We start from the raw sequence: 17,981 nt of genomic DNA, 5'->3' as shown, positions 1-17,981 counted from the left end.
ATGACTTGCTGGCTACAACGTAACCGGAAACGGTAAGCGTGAATGCTAAAAAACAGCAAGTGGAAAAAGACAATCAGCAGCCAATCTTCGTACAGAAGAAGGTTCAACGACCATCGAAAGCACGTCACAGACGGAAGTGAGTAGAGTAGAAATCAAGTGATTTCGAAGCGCGAGGACACATTTTAGTGTGTAAGATATGGTCTGAACTCTAAGGTGACTTAGAGAGTTGATTTAACGCATCAACGTAACAATTTGGCTCAAATGATTATGTTAGTAGATTCCCACCCTGATATTATGGAATTTATTATCTCCAAAATGCAGAATCCGAGAATTCTGCGCTATCTGATCGAAAATACCGAAGATGAACAAATTAAGCGTCTGGCACAGGAAAAACTGCAGTTTACACCATTGACAGAAACAGAAGTGGATTTGTATCAAGGTATCTTGAACTATAATACAATGCCAGGACAGGGTGGCTTTACAGATGCTGCTATCCGTGAAGCGGAAGAAAAGTTAATAACTGGGGGAACCTATTCTGTCCATAACCCAGAATTCTTAACAGGAGCCAATATATCAGTCTGTATTACGAAAGAATTAATGGATGCTGTTGAAGATGATGATACGTACGATTTACGTTTTCCTGATGTTGAGAATTATACCAAAGAAGAAATGAAGGCATATAACGAGAACTGGGACAAAGTTGGCGATGTTCGAAAATGGGAAGAAATGGGCTATGGCGTACGTGTTTATCGCCGAGTAAAAGCTAAAGAACTCTGGAATCTGATTAATATTTGTGCAACATACTCAGCAGAACCAGGAATATTCTACATTGATAATGCTAATGAAATGACAAATGCAAAAGCATATGGTGATCAGGTAGTAGCAACAAACCCATGTGGGGAACAGCCACTTGCGCCATATTCTGTTTGTAATCTTGCGGCAGTTAATTTGGCAGAAATGGCTAACAAAGATACGAGCGCTGTAGACTTTGAAAAATTAAAGCAAACCGTTAAAACCGGGGTGCGTATGCAGGATAATGTAATCGATGCAACACCATACTTTTTAGAGGAAAACAAAAAGCAAGCACTTGGTGAACGTCGGGTCGGACTAGGTGTTATGGGGATGCATGACCTTCTGATTTATTGTGAAACGGAATATGGATCATCTGAAGGCAATAAACTAGTTGATCAAATTTTCGAAACAATTGCAACTACTGCATATCGTGAATCAATTGAAATAGCTAAAGAAAAAGGTAGTTTCCCATTCCTTATTGGGAAAACGAACGAGGAAACGCAAATACTGCGTGAAGCCTTTATTAACACCGGCTATATGAAAAAAATGCCTGAAGATATTAAGAAAGGCATTCTTGAATATGGTATTCGCAATTCACATCTCCTGACTGTGGCTCCAACTGGTTCAACTGGAACGATGGTCGGTGTGAGCACGGGATTAGAGCCATATTTCTCCTTTTCTTACTATAGAAGTGGCAGGTTAGGGAAGTTTATTGAAGTTAAGGCTGAAATTGTACAAGAATATTTAGATAGGAACCCTGAACAAGATTCAGAAAACCTGCCTGATTTCTTTGTAACAGCGATGGACCTAGCACCAGAAGCGCATGCCGATACTCAATGTGTTATTCAGCGTTGGGTTGATAGCTCAATTTCCAAAACAGTGAACGCACCAAAGGGGTATACCGTTGATCAGGTAGAAAATGTATACCACAGACTCTACAACGGTGGAGCTAAAGGTGGTACAGTTTATGTAGACGGCAGTCGAGATTCGCAGGTTCTGACACTTAAAGCAGAAGAGAACTCAGAAGGTGAACAAACTGAACTATTTCAGGAAACCGAAAAGCCTAAAGTAGTGTTGATGGACACGATTCAGGAATTAGATAAAACTAACGTTATGATTGGCTCAGAAGTAGGCGATACTTGCCCTGTTTGCCGGGAGGGCAGCGTAGAAGATATTGGTGGATGTAACACGTGTACAAGCTGTGGAGCTCAGCTTAAATGTGGTTTATAAGTTGTTTAAGAGAAGAATCGACTACAAGTTGGTTCTTCTCTTTTGATTTGGCTCTTAAGATTTATAGCTATAACTTTTGCGGTTAAAAATACATTGTTGTATCGCAGCTTTTAGAGTTTACTAATCCCAATAACTCCAATGTTGTAAAAATTAGCCTTTAATTTTGGCACATAATAGATGACTTGTTTAATTCGCGGATATCTTGTATTATTTTTATAGAAACATTGTTGCACATACTAAAAATTTATTCTTTGAAATGAGTTGATTTTATGCCGACACCGAGTATGGAAGATTATATTGAGCAAATTTATAATCTAATTGAATCCAAAGGGTATGCACGTGTATCTGATATTGCAGAAGCTTTGATGGTCCACCCATCATCAGTAACCAAAATGGTGCAAAAGCTTGATAAAGATGAATATTTAAATTATGAGAAATACAGAGGATTTATTTTAACATCAAAGGGAAAGAAAATTGGTGAGCGTTTAGTTTTTCGTCATGAATTACTTGAGGATTTTCTTGAAATTATTGGTGTAGATAATGATAAAATATATGAAGATGTTGAAGGGATAGAACATCATCTGAGCTGGAATTCAATAGACCGCATTGGTGACTTGGTACAATACTTTAAAGCAGATAAGAATCGTATTGAGGAATTGAAACAGCTTAAAGCAAGCGAAGAGCATTAACTAATAATTACATATTTATATGAGTTCTAATTTTACATGTATTCTCCTAAATATATAATAGAGGCTTTATACAAGGGGAGAACTCATGAAAATTGATGGCGTGTTTTCTGGTGGTGGAGTGAAGGCGTATGCACTTATTGGTGCACTTCAAAGTATTGATGCGAATAGTTTATCGTTTGAAAGAGTAGCAGGAACATCGGCAGGGGCAATTATATCCACCTTGATTGCTGCCGGGTATAACATTGACCAAATTGAAAGATTAATACACGATCTAAATGTACAAAAACTTATGGATGCACCAAAGTGGACTACATTAATCCCGTATTCAAAATGGATTTTTCTATACTTTCAGATGGGGATATATAAAGGCGATAAGCTTGAGAATTGGTTATATAAGCAGTTAGCAAATAAGAATGTTTATACCTTTAAAGATTTGAAACCGGGCTATCTTAAAGTTGTAGTTAGTGATATCTCACTAGGCAAATTGGTTGTTATACCAGATGACTTAGAACGTATTTATGGAATCGACCCTAACTACTTTTCTGTTGCAAAAGCTGTCCGGATGAGTGCAGGGTTTCCTTATTTTTTCATGCCAAAAAAATTACCAGGCAAATCAAAACAAAAGAGCCTGATTGTTGACGGGGGTCTTTTGAGCAACTTTCCTTTATGGATTTTTGAAAATGAAAACAAACGGAATAAACGACCGATACTAGGGGTGAGATTGAGCGGCTATCCTGAACAGCAGTCCCCACGTAAGATAAGTAATGCACTTGATATGTTTCACGCTTTATTTTCAACGATGATACATGCACATGATGCACGTTATATTTCTAAATCTCAAATAAGTAACATAATTTTTATTCCGGTGGAGAATGTTGAATCAACTAATTTTAATATTAGTGAATTAACGAAAGAACAGTTAATTAAAATTGGTAAACATAGGGCTGATCAATTCTTAAAATATTGGCCAAACTAAAAACCGAGCTATTTAAAAAGTAGCTCGGTTTTTTCTTTTTGATTTATTCCCGTCAATTACTCGTAAATGAGATGCACGTTTGTTTAGCTTCTTTTTCATTTGAATCGGCTGTGGACGTTTAGAAGTAGGACGTGATTTTTCATTCTGGTTTGAGTATTTTGATTTTGACTGTTTCACGGCTTGCTTATATTTCTTATTATCGTGGGAAGGGCTTCGTTTTTTGAGAAATACAAAATAGATTACCGCAAAAACTGCTACACCAAATCCAAGCATCATTAGTACGTTAGTAAGGAAGGAAGCTGTATTTGTAAATAGCTGTGCAATTACACCAACAACAGCCAAGCCTATTATTATATAAACAAACACGGAGAATTTATTGCGAACCATCTGCACGACCTCCTTTCGAGTATTACGTTACTAACCTATACCACTATTCTCTGCATTTATATCATCATTTACAAAATGTTTTGCTACTTTAAATTCTTTCCGTTCTTGCTCAAAATATTCAATACTGTATCTTTTTCTTTTATAATACTTGCATTCCACTTTAAATTGTTGTATTTATTCTATTTTACTAGAAAACCTTTAAATTAACTACATAAAAATAATTGTGTTTAAATGAGGTGATTGGTTTTATGGCAATTGGTAACAATACAAATGGAGGTGTTTGTATTGGAAGAGGATAAGAAATTAGAGCAAAATAAGCAGGAACAACCAATGTCTCTTTTGTCCAGATCTTTAATTACAGGATTCGTTGGGGGATTATTAGCAGGGTTCTTTGGGATAGTTATTTATTATTTTAATTTCTCAGAAGTTTCACCTAAAAGTTATTTAATACGCTCTTGGGTAACTGCTGATTGGACAGACGGCTGGCTGGGTAATCTCTTATCCATTGTAATGGTGAGTGTCCTTTCACTGTTAACAGCGTTTATTTACTATGGGCTATTTAAGAAAATAAACTCTCTTTGGATGGGTGTTGCATATGGAATTATTCTATGGGGTATTGTCTTTTATATTGTACAGCCAATATTCCCGAACATACCCAATTTAATGGAGTTGAACAGGTATACGATTGTTTCTACGTTATGCCTTTTTATATTATATGGAACATTCATTGGATATTCTATTTCATATGACTACGCTGATACTATAAGAAAGGAAGACGAAATAAAAGCAAAGCAAAATTAATCTTTGCTATTACCATTATTCAAACGATCGCGTTTATGATAAACTAAAAAGTGCGTAAATTATATGAATTTAAAAAGGAATGAACAAGCTTATGAATCGTCTGCTGCTATTAAACGGCCCTAATATTAATTTGTTAGGAACACGGGAAAAGGAAGTTTATGGGGAATTTACGTTACATGACATTGAGACAGAGGTAGCAGAATTAGCAAAATATCACGGATGTGACTTGGATTGCTTTCAGTCAAACCATGAAGGGGAATTGATTGACCGTCTGCATAAGGCTAACGGAAAATACAGAGGAATTATTTTTAACCCCGCTGCGTACACCCATACAAGTATTGCCCTCCGTGATGCTATTATGGCAATTGAAACACCTGTAATTGAGGTTCATATTTCAAATGTACATAAACGCGAGGCTTTCCGACACCAGTCGATGCTCGCCTCAGCATGTTATGGACAAATAGTAGGTTTTGGGATGAAAAGTTACCGCATGGCAGCACTAGCATTTTTGGAAAAATAAATAGAAAGGGATGGTATGATGGAGAAATTGGATAAACTGCGTAAAGCTTTAAAGGAAAATGAGCTTGACGCTATATTAATTACTAGTCCAATCAACAGAACTTATATAACAGGGTTTACTGGAACAGCAGGTGCAGTATTAGTAAGCAGTGACGAAGCGCGATTTATTACAGATTTCCGTTACATAGAACAAGCAAACGAACAGGCTTCTGGTTTTTCCGTAATAGAACATAAAAAGTCAATTCATGAAGAAATTAATAGTCAATTGAATCAGATGAATGTTAAACGTGTTGGTTTTGAAAAAGATCATGTGACTTTTTCTATTTATGAAATTTATAAGAAAGAATTTGACGTGGAGTTAATACCTGTAAGCGGGTTAGTAGAAAATCTTCGTTTAATCAAAACAGAAGAGGAACTAACCATCTTAAGGCAGGCTGCTAAGATAGCCGATGATGCATATGAGCATATTCAGCGTTATATTAAACCAGGTGTGAAAGAAATAGATATATCAAATGAGTTAGAATTCTTTATGAGAAAACAAGGAGCAACATCATCTAGTTTTGATATAATTGTCGCATCGGGTTATCGTGCTGCATTGCCTCATGGCGTAGCTTCAGAAAAAAAGATTGAATCTGGTGAGCTTGTCACACTGGATTATGGTGCACTATTTAATGGGTATTGCTCAGATACAACTAGAACTGTTGCTGTTGGTGAGATAAATGATGAGCTAAAAACGATATACAACACAGTACTGGAAGCGCAATTACTTGGTGTTAAAGGTGTGAAACCAGGGATGACTGGTAAAGAAGCAGATGCACTTACAAGAGATTATATTAAAGAAAAAGGTTTTGGAGATTATTTTGGGCATTCAACTGGACATGGACTTGGGATGGAGGTACATGAAGGACCAGGTCTATCATTCAGATCAGATAAGCAATTGGAGCCTGGGATGGTTGTGACTGTTGAACCTGGAATTTATGTTCCAAATGTTGGAGGATGCCGTATTGAAGATGATATTGTTATAACAGAGAATGGAAATGAACGATTAACACATTCATCTAAAGAATTAATTCATCTATAGGATAGAGGAGGAATTAGAGATGATTTCAGTAAATGATTTTAAGACAGGGTTGACGATTGAGGTTGATAATGATATTTGGCAGGTTATGGACTTTCAGCATGTGAAACCAGGAAAAGGTGCGGCGTTTGTCCGTTCGAAATTACGCAACTTACGGAGTGGGAATATCCAGGAAAAAACATTTCGTGGCGGGGAAAAAGTAAATAAGGCACACATCGAACAGAGTAAAATGCAGTATTTGTATGCATCTGGTGATAGTCATGCATTCATGGATACAAACACTTACGACCAGCTGGAGTTACAAACCAGTCAGTTAAAAGATCAACTGCCCTATATAAAAGAAAATATGGAAGTATCTATCATCACCTATGAAGGCGAAGTAATTGGTGTAGAACTTCCAAATAATGTGGAGCTAGCCGTAACAGAAACAGAGCCAGGTATAAAAGGTGATACTGCCAGTGGCGGGACAAAACCTGCCACATTAGAAACTGGCCTAATTGTACAAGTTCCATTTTTCATTAATCAAGGAGAAGTATTAGTTATTAATACATCCGACGGTAAATATGTTTCTAGAGCATAGAAGAAGATAATTTGAGAAGGACGGTCCTATAAAAAGGATCGTCTTTTTTATTGCATTTATAAAGTAAAGATACTTTCTGACTGAATTAGTAAAATAAGATATACTGCTTTTAATCCTCGCAATTAATATGAATCGCCTCTCAATGGCGAAAAATATACACCACTCCGGAAATGCCTTTCATTAGTCATAATCTCTCCTTAAAAACATATATCTATTAAAAAGATACTATAAAAAATGGGGACATGTTATGGAAGAGATATTGCGACTATTTCCAGAAGACATTAGACAAGCAATAAACTACAGAGTTAAAGACCGCTGGAAGACTATGCAAGAGATTCGTTTTCGCTTAAATCAACCGGTCGAACTGATTTTTGATGACCATACAGAGTGGATTGAATCAATAAAACCTGATCGTAACGAAAGTGTATTTGTGCTTAATCAACTAAGTGAATTCTCATTATATCGTATGGAAGATGAATTGCGTGAGGGTTATGTCACTATCGAGGGGGGGCATCGTGTTGGTTTATCAGGAAAAGTAAACACATTACATGGTGCGGTTAAAGCCATTCAGCATATAGCCTTTTTTAATATACGTATAGCTAAGCAGCAAATAGGGTGTGCCTTACCAATTATTCCATACCTGTACACAGATAATTATCAGAATACACTATTTATCGGTTCCCCACAAACAGGAAAAACAACGTTAATACGTGATGTTGCACGTTTAATTAGTACAGGATGGCGTAATGTGTCAGCACAAAAAGTAGGAATAATAGATGAACGATCAGAGATAGGTGGATCTAAAAAGGGGGTACCGCAGCATAACTTAGGTTTAAGAACCGATGTAATGGACGCATGTCCAAAAGCTGAAGGTATGATGATGATGATACGATCCATGTCACCTGAAGTACTTATAGTTGATGAAATTGGCAGCGAAAATGATGTACAAGCACTTATGGAGGCAATCAATACTGGTGTAACAGTTATTTGTACCATACATGGCAATAGCCTTGAAGAATTAAAGAAACGTCCATCATTGACGATGTTATTTGAATATAATGTCTTTCAACGAGTTGTCTTGTTAGATAGACAAAAAAAGCCTGGAAATATTCACCGTATATATAATCAAAAAGAAGAAAATATTTTACAGAAAACGGGGTGCTTAAAAAATGAAGTGGATTGGAGCACTTCTTTTCATAGGCACAACAACATTAATAGGGTTTGAGTTCAGTAGAAAATTAAATGCAAGACCTAAACATATCAGACAATTGAAAAATGCACTACAAATTTTAGAGGCAGAAATTTTATATAGTCAGTTAACCTTACAGGATGCTTTTCAGACAATTGCAAAGCAAATTCCTGATCCAGCAAGATCATTTTTCCACCGATTAAGTCGCACATTAGTAAATGAAAAAGGTGTTGATTTATACAATGTCTGGGACAACCAAGTGAATAAATTATTGAAAGAATCGGCGCTTGGTACAAATGAAGAAGAAATTCTTAAGCAATTTGGACGAACACTAGGACAGCATGACTTCGAACAACAGAAAAAGCATATCCACTTAACAATTAAACACCTGGACAGGGAGTTGGAAGAAGCAAGGGACAACCAGTATAAGTACAGTAAAATGGCAAAAAGTTTGGGGTTATTATGTGGGATATTCATTGTATTACTGCTCATTTAGAGGGAAGGGAGTACACCCATGGCTGTTGATGCATCAATCTTATTTCAAATTGCAGGTATTGGAATTATCGTAGCTATCATTCATACCATTTTAAAACAAATGGGCAAAGAGGACATCGCACACTTTGCAACAGTTGTCGGATTTGTAATCGTACTGGTAATTGTTGTTAATCAGCTTTCAGATCTATTTCAGCAGATAAAATCTGTATTCCTTTTCCAGGGGTAGTGATAGATGGATATTTTACAAATTGTTGTTCTAGGAATTATCGCAAGCATCCTATATATTGTGTTGAAAGATATGAATTCGTCTTTTGCATTTTTCGTGATTGTTATTACCGGTGTCCTGATATTTTTGGCTATCATCAAACAAATTGGCGTTATTTTCGAACTAATTGAGTCTCTAGGAAATAAAGCAAATATTGATGGTATGTATATGAGGACCATTTTAAAAATAATTGGAATAGCTTACATCGCTGAAATTGGGGCAAGTTTAACGAAAGATGCAGGTCTCAGTTCAGTAGCAGCCAAAATCGAACTTGCCGGGAAGATATTCATACTGCTATTAGCGATTCCAATAATAACTGCCGTCATCGAAGCTATATTAAGTTTCATACCTTCAGCTTAGAACTAAAGAAGGAAACTGAAAGGAGTACGTATGCTGAATGGTACAAAAGAAGTGGGTTCTCGTTGTTCTTCTGATACTGCAAATACTCTTGTTTGGGCAACAAACTGTTTCTGCTGAGCCAAAATCAAATAACGTTCAAAACAAAATGCTGAACGATATCTCACTAGATGACATGCAATCCTTTTGGCATACATTAGTTGATGATTATGGAGGCTATTTACCGGAACTTGAGAAAACAAGCATCGTAGAATTCATTAAGGATAACGGTTCATTTTCCATAAAAAACACGTTATGGGGTTTTATCGAATATTTTCTTCATGAGCTTATTATGAATGGAAAATTACTTGGGCTTTTATTAATGCTTACTCTATTTTCAATGGTTTTGCAGACCATGCATGCTGCTTTTGAACAAAGTACTGTTAGCAAAATTGCTTATTTTGTAGTTTATATTGTTTTAATCTTTCTGGCATTGAACAGTTTTTACTTGGCAGTTTCTTATGCTAAAGATGCAATTGACACGATGAGTGGATTCATGATCGCCTTACTTCCTTTGGTTTTAAGTATTATGGCTACGCTTGGAAATGTTATTACTGTCTCATTTTTTCAGCCTCTTGTAATCTTTCTTATAAATTTCAGCGGTGTGTTAGTTGCAAAGTTTATTTTACCTTTATTATTTTTATCAGCTCTCTTATTAATTGTTAGCAGCTTGAATGATAATTACAAAGTGACACATTTAGCAAACTTATTCAAGACAGTTGGTTTAGGAGCTTTAGGTGTATTTTTAACAGTGTTTGTAGGAGTAATGTCAGTTCAGGGTGCATCTAGTGCCATAAGTGATGGGGTAGCGATGAAAACAACTAAATTTGTTACTGGAAATTTTATTCCGGTAGTCGGGAGAACCTTAACTGATGCCGCTGATACTATATTAAGCGCATCTTTGTTGCTAAAGAACTCCATTGGAATTGTTGGTGTATTAATAATTGTATTAATAGCAGTATTTCCTGCACTTAAGATATTTGCTATTGCATTGATATATAAGCTGGCAGCAGCTGTTCTACAGCCGATTGGGGATGGTCCTGTAATAACAAGCCTTAACACAATAAGCAATTACATTGTATATATTCTAGCCTGTTTGTTAGCGGTAACGTTAATGTTCTTTCTGGCTATTGTTATTTTGGTTGCCGCAAGTAATATTACACTTCTCTTGCGCTAGGGGGCCCGGAAATGGAAATCCTTACCCAATGGGTTACACAAATTATTATTTTTCTTTTACTTGCTTCTATAGTCGATTTATTAATTCCAGCAACCTCAATGAAAAAATACATCAAATTAGTTGTTGGTTTAATACTGATTCTAATTTTTTTAAAACCATTATTTTATTTGTTTGACTTTGATGCCCAACAGGCTCTGGAGAGGTCTTATTCACAGATAATGAACCAGCAATCAGAGGGGGAACGAGTAGAAAATTCAATTAAAATGCAAAAAAGTGAAATACAAGAGTCTCAGAATGCATATATTTTAGAACAAACGGTTGTCCAACTAAAAGAACTGGCAAAAAAACCATTACTAGAAGATTATCAGTTAGAAATATCAAATATTGAGTTTCCACAGACTGAACTTTCTGCAGAAAAGGAGCTTACAATTGAGAACTTTGATGAAATTATTGTGTATTTGAATGAGTCAGATGAAGAGGAGGGATCTGTGAGTGCAATTGACGATATTGTAATTAATACGGACAAGCCAAACACTAATGATAAACAAGTGGATGTGAATGGAATCAAATTATTATTACAGGATACATGGGAAATAGATACGAAGAAACTAACGATCCTGTGGGGAGGAGGTACAACTTGAAAAAGCAAATTAAAAATTTTTTACAGACTAAAAAATCAGAACATGGTGGTAAGCTATCCAAAAAAGCAGGATACATTGTAATCGTTGGTTTAATTGGACTGTTATTACTCATAATAGGAAATATTTTCTCAAGTTCAACAATAGATGATAATCAATCCATTAGCAATGTTGCAACTGAAGTTGAAAAACCAGCAGAGGAAACTTTCTCAGATAAATCAAAAAGCACCTCAAATGTGGATGATATAGAATCGGGTTATGAAAATAACTTGAAAGAAATGCTTAATAATATTGAAGGCGTTTCAGATGTTGAAGTCATGGTAAATCTCGAATCTACCAAAGTTAAAGTTTATGAAAAAAATTTAATTGCTGGGCAACAATCTACAACTGAAACTGATAAAAGTGGCGGGACAAGAGAAATTGAAGATAATACGAAAGAGACACAAGTTGTATTGGTAAGACAAGGAGACAAAGAAGTCCCGTTACTTATCCGAACAAAAAAACCTGAAGTAAGAGGGGTCTTTGTTGTTGCAAAGGGGGTAGATCATGCAACGGTAAAAAAATGGGTAGTTGATTCGGTTTCTCGTGTACTCGATGTTCCAACACATAGAGTTTCAGTAATGCCAAAAAATTAGGAGGATTTATTTATGTTAAAAAAACAAACTGTATGGCTTTTAACGATGTTAAGTTTAATGATTGTGTTGAGTGTTTATTATATTACATCCCCGGATAGTGGCGATCTTGCTTATCTGCCTGAAGGGGATGACTCATCAGAAGAGGCTTCTTCATCTGATTCAGCGGCAAGTGACGCAAGTGATACCGATGCTGACGTAGACGACATTTCTAATTTGGGACAGGATGAGTTATTTACAACACTTCGAATGGAAGTCCAGAATGAACGGAGTGCAGCAAAAGACCGTCTGGATGATATCGTTGCATCAAGCAGTGCTAGTATTCAAGAGAAAAATGAAGCTAGAAATGAAATTAACCAGTTAGAAAGTATATCTTCAAAAGAATTAATTTTGGAAAAATCGATTGTGGCATCAGCTGATTATGAGGATGTTCTGGTTCGACATGATGAAGATAAGGTGCATGTACATGTGAAAGTTGATCAGTTAACCAAAACAGAAGCAGTTAACATTATGCAGATGGTTAAGGATGAATTTGGTGAGATAACAGTAAATGTTGATTTCCAGCCAACTGAAAGTTAAATGACTTCATATAAATAAAACCGGGCGGATTTTTCCGTCCGGTTTTCCCATGTAATAAAAGTGTTCGCATAAAACAGATATAATTGATATAATTGTAAAGTGAAAACGTTTTACATATTAAGGGCAGTTTAATAAACATACTGCATTCTATTATGGGTTGAAGTTTTACATATACTTGTCGTAGAATGTTAAGAGGAGTTATTAGTACCTGTTATTAAATTGTAATAAATGAAGGGGTGCCAGACATGTTAAAAGTACAGGAAATACGTGAATTAATAAAATTGGTAGACCAATCTACAATTGATGAGTTCAGTTACGAAACAAATGGAACAACTGTTTCTATGAAGAAATCTAATGAAAACATAGCAGTTAAGTCAAACGTAGCTTACGAAGCTCCTGCGGAAAAACCTGCAGAAAAAATTAAAGTAGAAGAACCAAAAGTTAAAGAAGAAGAAAGAGCAGCAACAACACCAGAAAATGAAACGGCTGAAGAAGAGACGGCAACAGACTTCGATCATGAAATTGTCTCTCCAATGGTAGGTACGCTATATTCCGCTCCTAATCCGGAAAGTGATCCGTATGTAAAGAGTGGATCAAAAGTCGAAAACGATTCTGTTGTTTGTATTGTTGAAGCAATGAAACTATTTAATGAAATTGAAGCAGAGGTTTCAGGTGAAATCGTTGAAATTTTAGTGGAAGATGGCGAATTAGTAGAATATGGTCAACCACTATTTAGAGTAAAGACTAAATAAGGGGATGTAGCATGTGATTAAAAAACTGTTAATTGCAAACAGAGGAGAAATAGCTGTTCGAATAATTCGGGCATGTAAAGAAATGGATATTGAGACAGTTGCTGTATTTTCTGAAGCCGATAAAGAGGCATTACATGTTCAATTAGCAGATGAAGCGTATTGTATTGGACCAACGTCAAGTAAAGATAGTTACTTGAATTTTACTAATATCATGAGTGTCGCTACCTTAACCGAGGTTGATGCGATCCATCCTGGCTACGGATTTCTCTCTGAAAATGCTGACTTTGCAGAAATCTGTAAGGCATGCAATATTAAGTTTGTCGGTCCTACTGCTCAAGCAATTCAAAAAATGGGAATTAAAGATGTTGCCAGAGAAACAATGAAAGCAGCTAATGTTCCTATTGTGCCTGGGTCTGAAGGAGTTATTGAAAATGAAGATGAAGCTATTAGAATTGCAAATGAAATTGGTTATCCTGTAATCATCAAAGCAACAGCTGGTGGTGGTGGAAAAGGTATACGAATTGCTGAAACACAAGAAGATTTGATAAAAGGGATTCGAGTGACACAAAAAGAGGCTGAAACTGCGTTTGGAAATCCAGGTGTATACATAGAAAAATACATAGAGGACTTTCGACATGTAGAAATTCAGGTATTAGCCGACCAGCATGGAAATGTTGTACACTTAGGTGAGCGGGATTGTTCAATTCAACGAAGACTTCAAAAGTTGATCGAAGAAACACCATCCCCCGCAATCACTCCTGAAATCCGAGCTAAAATGGGTGATGCTTCTGTAAAAGCTGCTAAGGCAGTTGATTATGTTGGTGCAGGTACAATTGAATATATATTCGATCGGACCAGCCAATCGTTTTATTTTATGGAAATGAATACAAGAATTCAAGTCGAGCACCCTGTAACAGAAATGGTTACCGGAGTAGATTTGATTAAGGAACAAATTAGAATTGCAAATAATGAAAAGTTATCGTTCAAGCAAGATGAAATTGAATTTGATGGATGGGCAATTGAATGCAGGGTTAATGCAGAAAATCCTTTTAAAAACTTTATGCCATCACCTGGAAAGATTGAAATGTACTTACCACCCGGTGGATTAGGAGTACGAATTGATTCTGCTGCATATCCTGGTTATAGTATTCCTCCATTTTATGACTCCATGATTGCAAAGCTAATAACTTATGGTCCCACTCGTCAGGAAGCTGTTAACAGAATGAAGCGATCTTTGGATGAATTTGTAGTAGAAGGCATAGATACGACAATCCCATTTCATCGTCTTATTATGGATAACTATGTATTTGTGAAAGGTGACTTTAATACGAAATTCCTTGAGGAAAACCCAATTCTGCAAAAGGAAGATTAAAGGAGTGAAAAGATGAGCGAACAGCCATTGTTAAACGTAAGTGACGATTCAAGCCTGGGTAAAGTTGAAATTGCACCAGAGGTAATTGAAGTAATAACTGGTATAGCCTCTTCTGAAGTAGACGGTATATCATCAATGCGAGGTAACTTCGCAACCGGTGTTGTAGAACGCTTTGGCAAAAAGTCGCACGGTAAAGGTGTTAAAGTTGAACTCACCGAAACAGGAATACTTATTGATCTATTTGTTGTCCTAAACTTTGGAGTTTCCATTCCAAAGGTTGCACAGCAGCTTCAGGATAATATCAGGCAAACATTAAAAAATATGACAGCACTGGAAATTGATGAAATCAATGTACATGTGGTTGGTATCCATATGGAAGGTGCAGAAGAAAGCGAATAATTTTAAGGTCAAAAGAAGGTATCTTCTTTTGACCTTAATTTGTTTCCTGTGAAGGTTTTCGTCATATAGGTTTGAACCATTGTAAAAGGAATTCTTAGAAAATAGAATTCCTTTTACGATTAGCTAAAATTTTTATGATCTGTTTGATTCTAGCTTTGCCTACACAATCATGTTATTATTTGGGGTAGATATGGAATAGAAGGAGTTATGAAAGATGAACCGACATTCAGCTAGAGAAAAGGCATTTCAAGTACTTTTTCAACTGGGAATTAACGACAACAACCCTGATAAAGCAGTAGAAGAACACCTTGAAACAGTAGAAATAGATGCGTTTTTAATGAGTCTTGTTAAAGGTGTAACAGAAAACAAGGCGGTACTTGATGATATTATTTCGAATAACCTGGAAAATTGGACAATTGATCGTATTGCGTCAGTCGAGAAAACAATCTTACGTATTGCTATCTTGGAAATAAACTATATAGAGGATATACCGACAAATGTATCTATAAATGAAGCAGTAGAATTAGCCAATATGTACGGTGATGAAAAATCCGGTAAGTTTGTAAATGGTGTTTTGTCAAAAATTATCGCATGAGAGGGGAGATAGCTTTGTCTGCTGACATAATTAACGGAAAAGAGTTAGCACATAAACTAAAAGAGGAAATGAGTAAAGAAGTACTGCAGCTAAAGGAACAAGGGTTAGTACCACATTTAACTGTAATATTAATAGGAGATAATCCTGCCTCAAGGTCATATGTGAATGGCAAGAAAAAAGCCTCTAGTGAAACCGGCATATCTTCTGACGTAATAGAAATGCCGATTTCTACTTCCAAAAATGAATTACTGCAAAAAATCGATGAATTAAATAACGATCAATCCGTCCATGGTATATTGGTACAACTCCCGCTTCCAGAACACATAGATGAACAACATGTAATTGAAGCAATAAGTCCAGCTAAGGATGTTGACGGATTTCATCCAATTAACATTGGACGAATGATTACTGGTGAAGACACGCTTTTACCATGTACCCCATTTGGAATATTAACCATGTTAAAATCATACGATGTTAAAATTGAAGGTAAACATGCTGTTGTTATTGGCAGAAGTAATATTGTTGGAAAACCTGTTGGCCAGTTGTTATTAAATGAAAATGCTACTGTTACCTATTGTCATTCGAAAACAACTAACTTAATAGATTTTACCTCAAAGGCAGATATACTAATTGTCGCTGTTGGAAGACCTAATGCAATCCGTGCAGAACATGTTAAGGACGGTGCTGCAGTCATAGATGTTGGAATTAATCGCCTGGATGATGGTTCTCTAACTGGAGATGTTGACTTTAACGGTGTATTTGAAAAGGTTTCTTATATTTCACCCGTTCCAAGAGGTGTAGGACCAATGACCATAACAATGCTGTTGAAAAACACAATTAAAGCAGCTAAAGGATTGGCTGAAATTGAAGGATAAATACTTAACAGTTACTGCATTAACTAAATATATTAAGCGAAAGTTTGACACCGATGCCCATTTGAAAGATATTTGGCTAAAAGGTGAAATATCCAATTTCAAACATCATAGCCGGGGACATATGTATCTAACAGTTAAGGACGACAATTCCAGAGTACAAGCAGTAATGTTTGCTGGCAACAATCGAATGTTAAAATTCACACCTGAAAATGGTATGAATGTGTTAGTTAAAGGCGAAATAGGTGTTTTTGAGCCTTATGGTCAATATCAGCTTTATATCAAGCAAATGGAACCAGATGGAATTGGATCCTTATATTTAGCATTTGAACAGCTTAAAGAAAAATTGCATAAACAAGGCTATTTTGATAAGAGTCATAAAAAAGAACTACCAAAATTTCCTCAAAGTATCGGGGTTATAACTTCACCTACTGGGGCTGCTGTTCGAGATATTGTTACAACTATAAAAAGGAGATATCCGATCGTCAAAACAACTGTAATCCCTGTACTTGTTCAAGGACCAAATGCAGTAGATTCCATTTACAATGCAATAAATTCAGCTAATCGGCAAGGCAATTTTGACGTTTTAATAGTTGGGCGAGGCGGAGGTTCTATTGAAGATTTATGGGGTTTTAATGAAGAAAAAGTAGCAAATGCAATTTTTCAATCATCGATACCTGTCATTTCCGCAGTTGGACATGAAACAGATATTACGATTAGTGATTATGTTGCTGATTTACGTGCTCCTACCCCGACTGGAGCCGCAGAAATTGCAGTGCCATCTCAACTTGAATTAGCTGAGAGAATTACCGGAATAAAGCGCTCATTAACAAGAATGATGAAAGAAAATGTACTAAGTTCTAAGCAACATCTAAATCGTATGAAACAATCCTATGCATTCCGATATCCAGAACATTTAATAACCCAAAAAGAACAAGAACTGGATAAGCATGTGGATCGTCTTGAAAAAACGTTTAATTCGGAGTGGAAAAAGAAAAAAGATGCACTTATTAATATAAACACCAGGTTTGAAGCACAGCACCCAGACCGGCAGCTTGATCGGGCGCGAAAAGAACTTAAACTGTTCATGAAGCAAACTAATTATTCGATGGATAAAATTGTGGAACAAAAAACGACAAGGCTTAATAGCGCGATTGAGAAGTTATCGCTATTAAATCCACTTGAGACTATGAAACGTGGATATTCCATACCATATACACAATCAGGAAATATAATCAGTTCTACAAATGATGTTTTTAAGAACGATCAAATTATTGTCAGACTATCAGATGGTACCCTCGAATGCCGTGTTATGGATGTGAAGGAGGAAAATAATGGATAAGGAAAATAATATTTCATTTGAAGAAGCAATGGTACAACTGGAAAAAATTGTTGGTAAATTAGAAGAGGGTGATGTTCCTTTGGAAAAAGCTATAACCTACTATCAAGAAGGAATGAAACTTTCTAAAGTGTGCAGCGATAAATTATCAAATGTTCAAGAGAAAATGACACAAATTATGAATGAGCAGGGTGAACTTGAACCATTTGAGGTACAGGAGGAAGAGTAA

The 17,981-nt window shown here is 36.1% G+C and carries 22 protein-coding genes and 1 pseudogene; 22 read left to right on the top strand and 1 reads right to left on the bottom strand.

Going from position 1 to position 17,981, the window contains the following annotated elements; genetic code table 11:
* Positions 1–255: 255 nt before the first annotated feature.
* From ACE1TG_RS00575 to ACE1TG_RS00565, 3 genes and pseudogenes are all read left to right on the top strand, one after another.
* A pseudogene (locus ACE1TG_RS00575) lies at positions 256–2,022 on the top strand (vitamin B12-dependent ribonucleotide reductase); the annotation flags it as partial.
* Between the two features lie 269 nt (positions 2,023–2,291).
* Positions 2,292–2,711 carry a transcriptional regulator MntR gene (gene mntR / locus ACE1TG_RS00570; protein WP_375050415.1) on the top strand — a complete coding sequence of 140 codons (420 nt, stop codon included), beginning with the start codon at positions 2,292–2,294 and terminating at the stop codon, positions 2,709–2,711.
* 85 nt (positions 2,712–2,796) lie between these two features.
* Positions 2,797–3,687 (top strand): patatin-like phospholipase family protein, encoded by an 891-nt coding sequence (locus ACE1TG_RS00565; RefSeq protein ID WP_375050414.1) that lies wholly within the window; start codon positions 2,797–2,799, stop codon positions 3,685–3,687.
* 12 nt (positions 3,688–3,699) lie between these two features.
* On the opposite strand, the gene ACE1TG_RS00560 is transcribed toward ACE1TG_RS00565, so the two are convergent.
* A complete protein-coding gene (locus ACE1TG_RS00560; RefSeq protein WP_375050413.1) occupies positions 3,700–4,074 on the bottom strand; it encodes an SA1362 family protein in 375 nt (124 codons plus the stop codon).
* Positions 4,075–4,329: 255 nt separating this feature from the next.
* On the opposite strand from ACE1TG_RS00560, the gene ACE1TG_RS00555 reads away from it, so the two are divergent.
* The 19 genes from ACE1TG_RS00555 to ACE1TG_RS00465 all read left to right on the top strand — a co-directional run bounded on the left by ACE1TG_RS00555 (position 4,330) and on the right by ACE1TG_RS00465 (position 17,981).
* Entirely contained in the window at positions 4,330–4,875 is a 546-nt protein-coding gene (locus tag ACE1TG_RS00555; RefSeq protein ID WP_375050412.1) for a YqhR family membrane protein, read from the top strand.
* A 91-nt stretch (positions 4,876–4,966) separates the two neighbouring features.
* Complete coding sequence (gene aroQ / locus ACE1TG_RS00550; RefSeq protein WP_375050730.1) at positions 4,967–5,395, top strand: type II 3-dehydroquinate dehydratase; 429 nt, start codon at positions 4,967–4,969, stop codon at positions 5,393–5,395.
* A gap of 18 nt (positions 5,396–5,413) precedes the next feature.
* Positions 5,414–6,475 carry a M24 family metallopeptidase gene (locus tag ACE1TG_RS00545; protein ID WP_375050729.1) on the top strand — a complete coding sequence of 354 codons (1,062 nt, stop codon included), beginning with the start codon at positions 5,414–5,416 and terminating at the stop codon, positions 6,473–6,475.
* Between the two features lie 19 nt (positions 6,476–6,494).
* On the top strand, positions 6,495–7,052 hold the full coding sequence (efp, locus tag ACE1TG_RS00540) for an elongation factor P (RefSeq protein WP_375050411.1): 558 nt from the start codon (positions 6,495–6,497) through the stop codon (positions 7,050–7,052).
* A gap of 247 nt (positions 7,053–7,299) precedes the next feature.
* The gene (gene spoIIIAA, locus ACE1TG_RS00535) at positions 7,300–8,277 is read left to right on the top strand and encodes a stage III sporulation protein AA (protein WP_375050410.1); all 978 of its coding nucleotides are present in this window, start codon (positions 7,300–7,302) and stop codon (positions 8,275–8,277) included.
* Complete coding sequence (gene spoIIIAB / locus ACE1TG_RS00530) at positions 8,222–8,737, top strand: stage III sporulation protein SpoIIIAB (RefSeq protein WP_375050409.1); 516 nt, start codon at positions 8,222–8,224, stop codon at positions 8,735–8,737. The genes spoIIIAA and spoIIIAB overlap by 56 nt, the downstream gene beginning before the upstream one ends.
* 18 nt (positions 8,738–8,755) lie before the next feature.
* A complete protein-coding gene (spoIIIAC, locus tag ACE1TG_RS00525; RefSeq protein WP_092492599.1) occupies positions 8,756–8,962 on the top strand; it encodes a stage III sporulation protein AC in 207 nt (68 codons plus the stop codon).
* Positions 8,963–8,968: 6 nt separating this feature from the next.
* Positions 8,969–9,361, top strand: coding sequence for a stage III sporulation protein AD (spoIIIAD, locus tag ACE1TG_RS00520; protein ID WP_375050408.1), 393 nt, complete (start codon positions 8,969–8,971; stop codon positions 9,359–9,361).
* 37 nt (positions 9,362–9,398) lie between these two features.
* The gene (gene spoIIIAE / locus ACE1TG_RS00515) at positions 9,399–10,574 is read left to right on the top strand and encodes a stage III sporulation protein AE (RefSeq protein ID WP_375050407.1); all 1,176 of its coding nucleotides are present in this window, start codon (positions 9,399–9,401) and stop codon (positions 10,572–10,574) included.
* Between the two features lie 11 nt (positions 10,575–10,585).
* Positions 10,586–11,215, top strand: a complete 630-nt coding sequence (spoIIIAF, locus tag ACE1TG_RS00510; RefSeq protein ID WP_375050406.1) for a stage III sporulation protein AF — start codon at positions 10,586–10,588, stop codon at positions 11,213–11,215.
* Positions 11,212–11,847 (top strand): stage III sporulation protein AG, encoded by a 636-nt coding sequence (spoIIIAG, locus tag ACE1TG_RS00505; RefSeq protein WP_375050405.1) that lies wholly within the window; start codon positions 11,212–11,214, stop codon positions 11,845–11,847. Before spoIIIAF ends, spoIIIAG begins: the two co-directional genes overlap by 4 nt.
* 12 nt (positions 11,848–11,859) lie before the next feature.
* Positions 11,860–12,423, top strand: coding sequence for a SpoIIIAH-like family protein (locus ACE1TG_RS00500; protein ID WP_375050404.1), 564 nt, complete (start codon positions 11,860–11,862; stop codon positions 12,421–12,423).
* 245 nt (positions 12,424–12,668) lie between these two features.
* On the top strand, positions 12,669–13,175 hold the full coding sequence (gene accB / locus ACE1TG_RS00495; protein WP_375050403.1) for an acetyl-CoA carboxylase biotin carboxyl carrier protein: 507 nt from the start codon (positions 12,669–12,671) through the stop codon (positions 13,173–13,175).
* Positions 13,176–13,188: 13 nt separating this feature from the next.
* Entirely contained in the window at positions 13,189–14,547 is a 1,359-nt protein-coding gene (gene accC / locus ACE1TG_RS00490; protein ID WP_375050402.1) for an acetyl-CoA carboxylase biotin carboxylase subunit, read from the top strand.
* A 12-nt stretch (positions 14,548–14,559) separates the two neighbouring features.
* Positions 14,560–14,946 (top strand): Asp23/Gls24 family envelope stress response protein, encoded by a 387-nt coding sequence (locus ACE1TG_RS00485; protein ID WP_375050401.1) that lies wholly within the window; start codon positions 14,560–14,562, stop codon positions 14,944–14,946.
* A gap of 214 nt (positions 14,947–15,160) precedes the next feature.
* A complete protein-coding gene (gene nusB, locus ACE1TG_RS00480; RefSeq protein WP_375050400.1) occupies positions 15,161–15,541 on the top strand; it encodes a transcription antitermination factor NusB in 381 nt (126 codons plus the stop codon).
* A 14-nt stretch (positions 15,542–15,555) separates the two neighbouring features.
* A complete protein-coding gene (gene folD / locus ACE1TG_RS00475) occupies positions 15,556–16,416 on the top strand; it encodes a bifunctional methylenetetrahydrofolate dehydrogenase/methenyltetrahydrofolate cyclohydrolase FolD (RefSeq protein ID WP_375050399.1) in 861 nt (286 codons plus the stop codon).
* Positions 16,406–17,755, top strand: coding sequence for an exodeoxyribonuclease VII large subunit (gene xseA / locus ACE1TG_RS00470; RefSeq protein ID WP_375050398.1), 1,350 nt, complete (start codon positions 16,406–16,408; stop codon positions 17,753–17,755). The genes folD and xseA overlap by 11 nt, the downstream gene beginning before the upstream one ends.
* A complete protein-coding gene (locus ACE1TG_RS00465) occupies positions 17,748–17,981 on the top strand; it encodes an exodeoxyribonuclease VII small subunit (RefSeq protein ID WP_375050397.1) in 234 nt (77 codons plus the stop codon). Before xseA ends, ACE1TG_RS00465 begins: the two co-directional genes overlap by 8 nt.

Origin of the sequence: Virgibacillus sp. JSM 102003 (assembly GCF_041949995.1) — a bacterium.
GTDB lineage: Bacteria > Bacillota > Bacilli > Bacillales > Amphibacillaceae > Lentibacillus.
This window is presented reverse-complemented; position numbering and strand designations above follow the sequence as displayed.

What these genes read in the sequence shown, in the direction of transcription:
- mntR (WP_375050415.1), top strand. Translation starts at nt 2,292, where the DNA reads ATGCCGACACCGAGTATGGAAGATTATATTGAGCAAATTTATAATCTA.
- ACE1TG_RS00565 (WP_375050414.1), top strand. Translation starts at nt 2,797, where the DNA reads ATGAAAATTGATGGCGTGTTTTCTGGTGGTGGAGTGAAGGCGTATGCA.
- ACE1TG_RS00560 (WP_375050413.1), bottom strand. Translation starts at nt 4,074, where the DNA reads ATGGTTCGCAATAAATTCTCCGTGTTTGTTTATATAATAATAGGCTTG.
- aroQ (WP_375050730.1), top strand. Translation starts at nt 4,967, where the DNA reads ATGAATCGTCTGCTGCTATTAAACGGCCCTAATATTAATTTGTTAGGA.
- ACE1TG_RS00545 (WP_375050729.1), top strand. Translation starts at nt 5,414, where the DNA reads ATGGAGAAATTGGATAAACTGCGTAAAGCTTTAAAGGAAAATGAGCTT.
- efp (WP_375050411.1), top strand. Translation starts at nt 6,495, where the DNA reads ATGATTTCAGTAAATGATTTTAAGACAGGGTTGACGATTGAGGTTGAT.
- spoIIIAA (WP_375050410.1), top strand. Translation starts at nt 7,300, where the DNA reads ATGGAAGAGATATTGCGACTATTTCCAGAAGACATTAGACAAGCAATA.
- spoIIIAB (WP_375050409.1), top strand. Translation starts at nt 8,222, where the DNA reads ATGAAGTGGATTGGAGCACTTCTTTTCATAGGCACAACAACATTAATA.
- spoIIIAC (WP_092492599.1), top strand. Translation starts at nt 8,756, where the DNA reads ATGGCTGTTGATGCATCAATCTTATTTCAAATTGCAGGTATTGGAATT.
- spoIIIAD (WP_375050408.1), top strand. Translation starts at nt 8,969, where the DNA reads ATGGATATTTTACAAATTGTTGTTCTAGGAATTATCGCAAGCATCCTA.
- spoIIIAE (WP_375050407.1), top strand. Translation starts at nt 9,399, where the DNA reads ATGGTACAAAAGAAGTGGGTTCTCGTTGTTCTTCTGATACTGCAAATA.
- spoIIIAF (WP_375050406.1), top strand. Translation starts at nt 10,586, where the DNA reads ATGGAAATCCTTACCCAATGGGTTACACAAATTATTATTTTTCTTTTA.
- ACE1TG_RS00500 (WP_375050404.1), top strand. Translation starts at nt 11,860, where the DNA reads ATGTTAAAAAAACAAACTGTATGGCTTTTAACGATGTTAAGTTTAATG.
- accB (WP_375050403.1), top strand. Translation starts at nt 12,669, where the DNA reads ATGTTAAAAGTACAGGAAATACGTGAATTAATAAAATTGGTAGACCAA.
- ACE1TG_RS00485 (WP_375050401.1), top strand. Translation starts at nt 14,560, where the DNA reads ATGAGCGAACAGCCATTGTTAAACGTAAGTGACGATTCAAGCCTGGGT.
- nusB (WP_375050400.1), top strand. Translation starts at nt 15,161, where the DNA reads ATGAACCGACATTCAGCTAGAGAAAAGGCATTTCAAGTACTTTTTCAA.
- ACE1TG_RS00465 (WP_375050397.1), top strand. Translation starts at nt 17,748, where the DNA reads ATGGATAAGGAAAATAATATTTCATTTGAAGAAGCAATGGTACAACTG.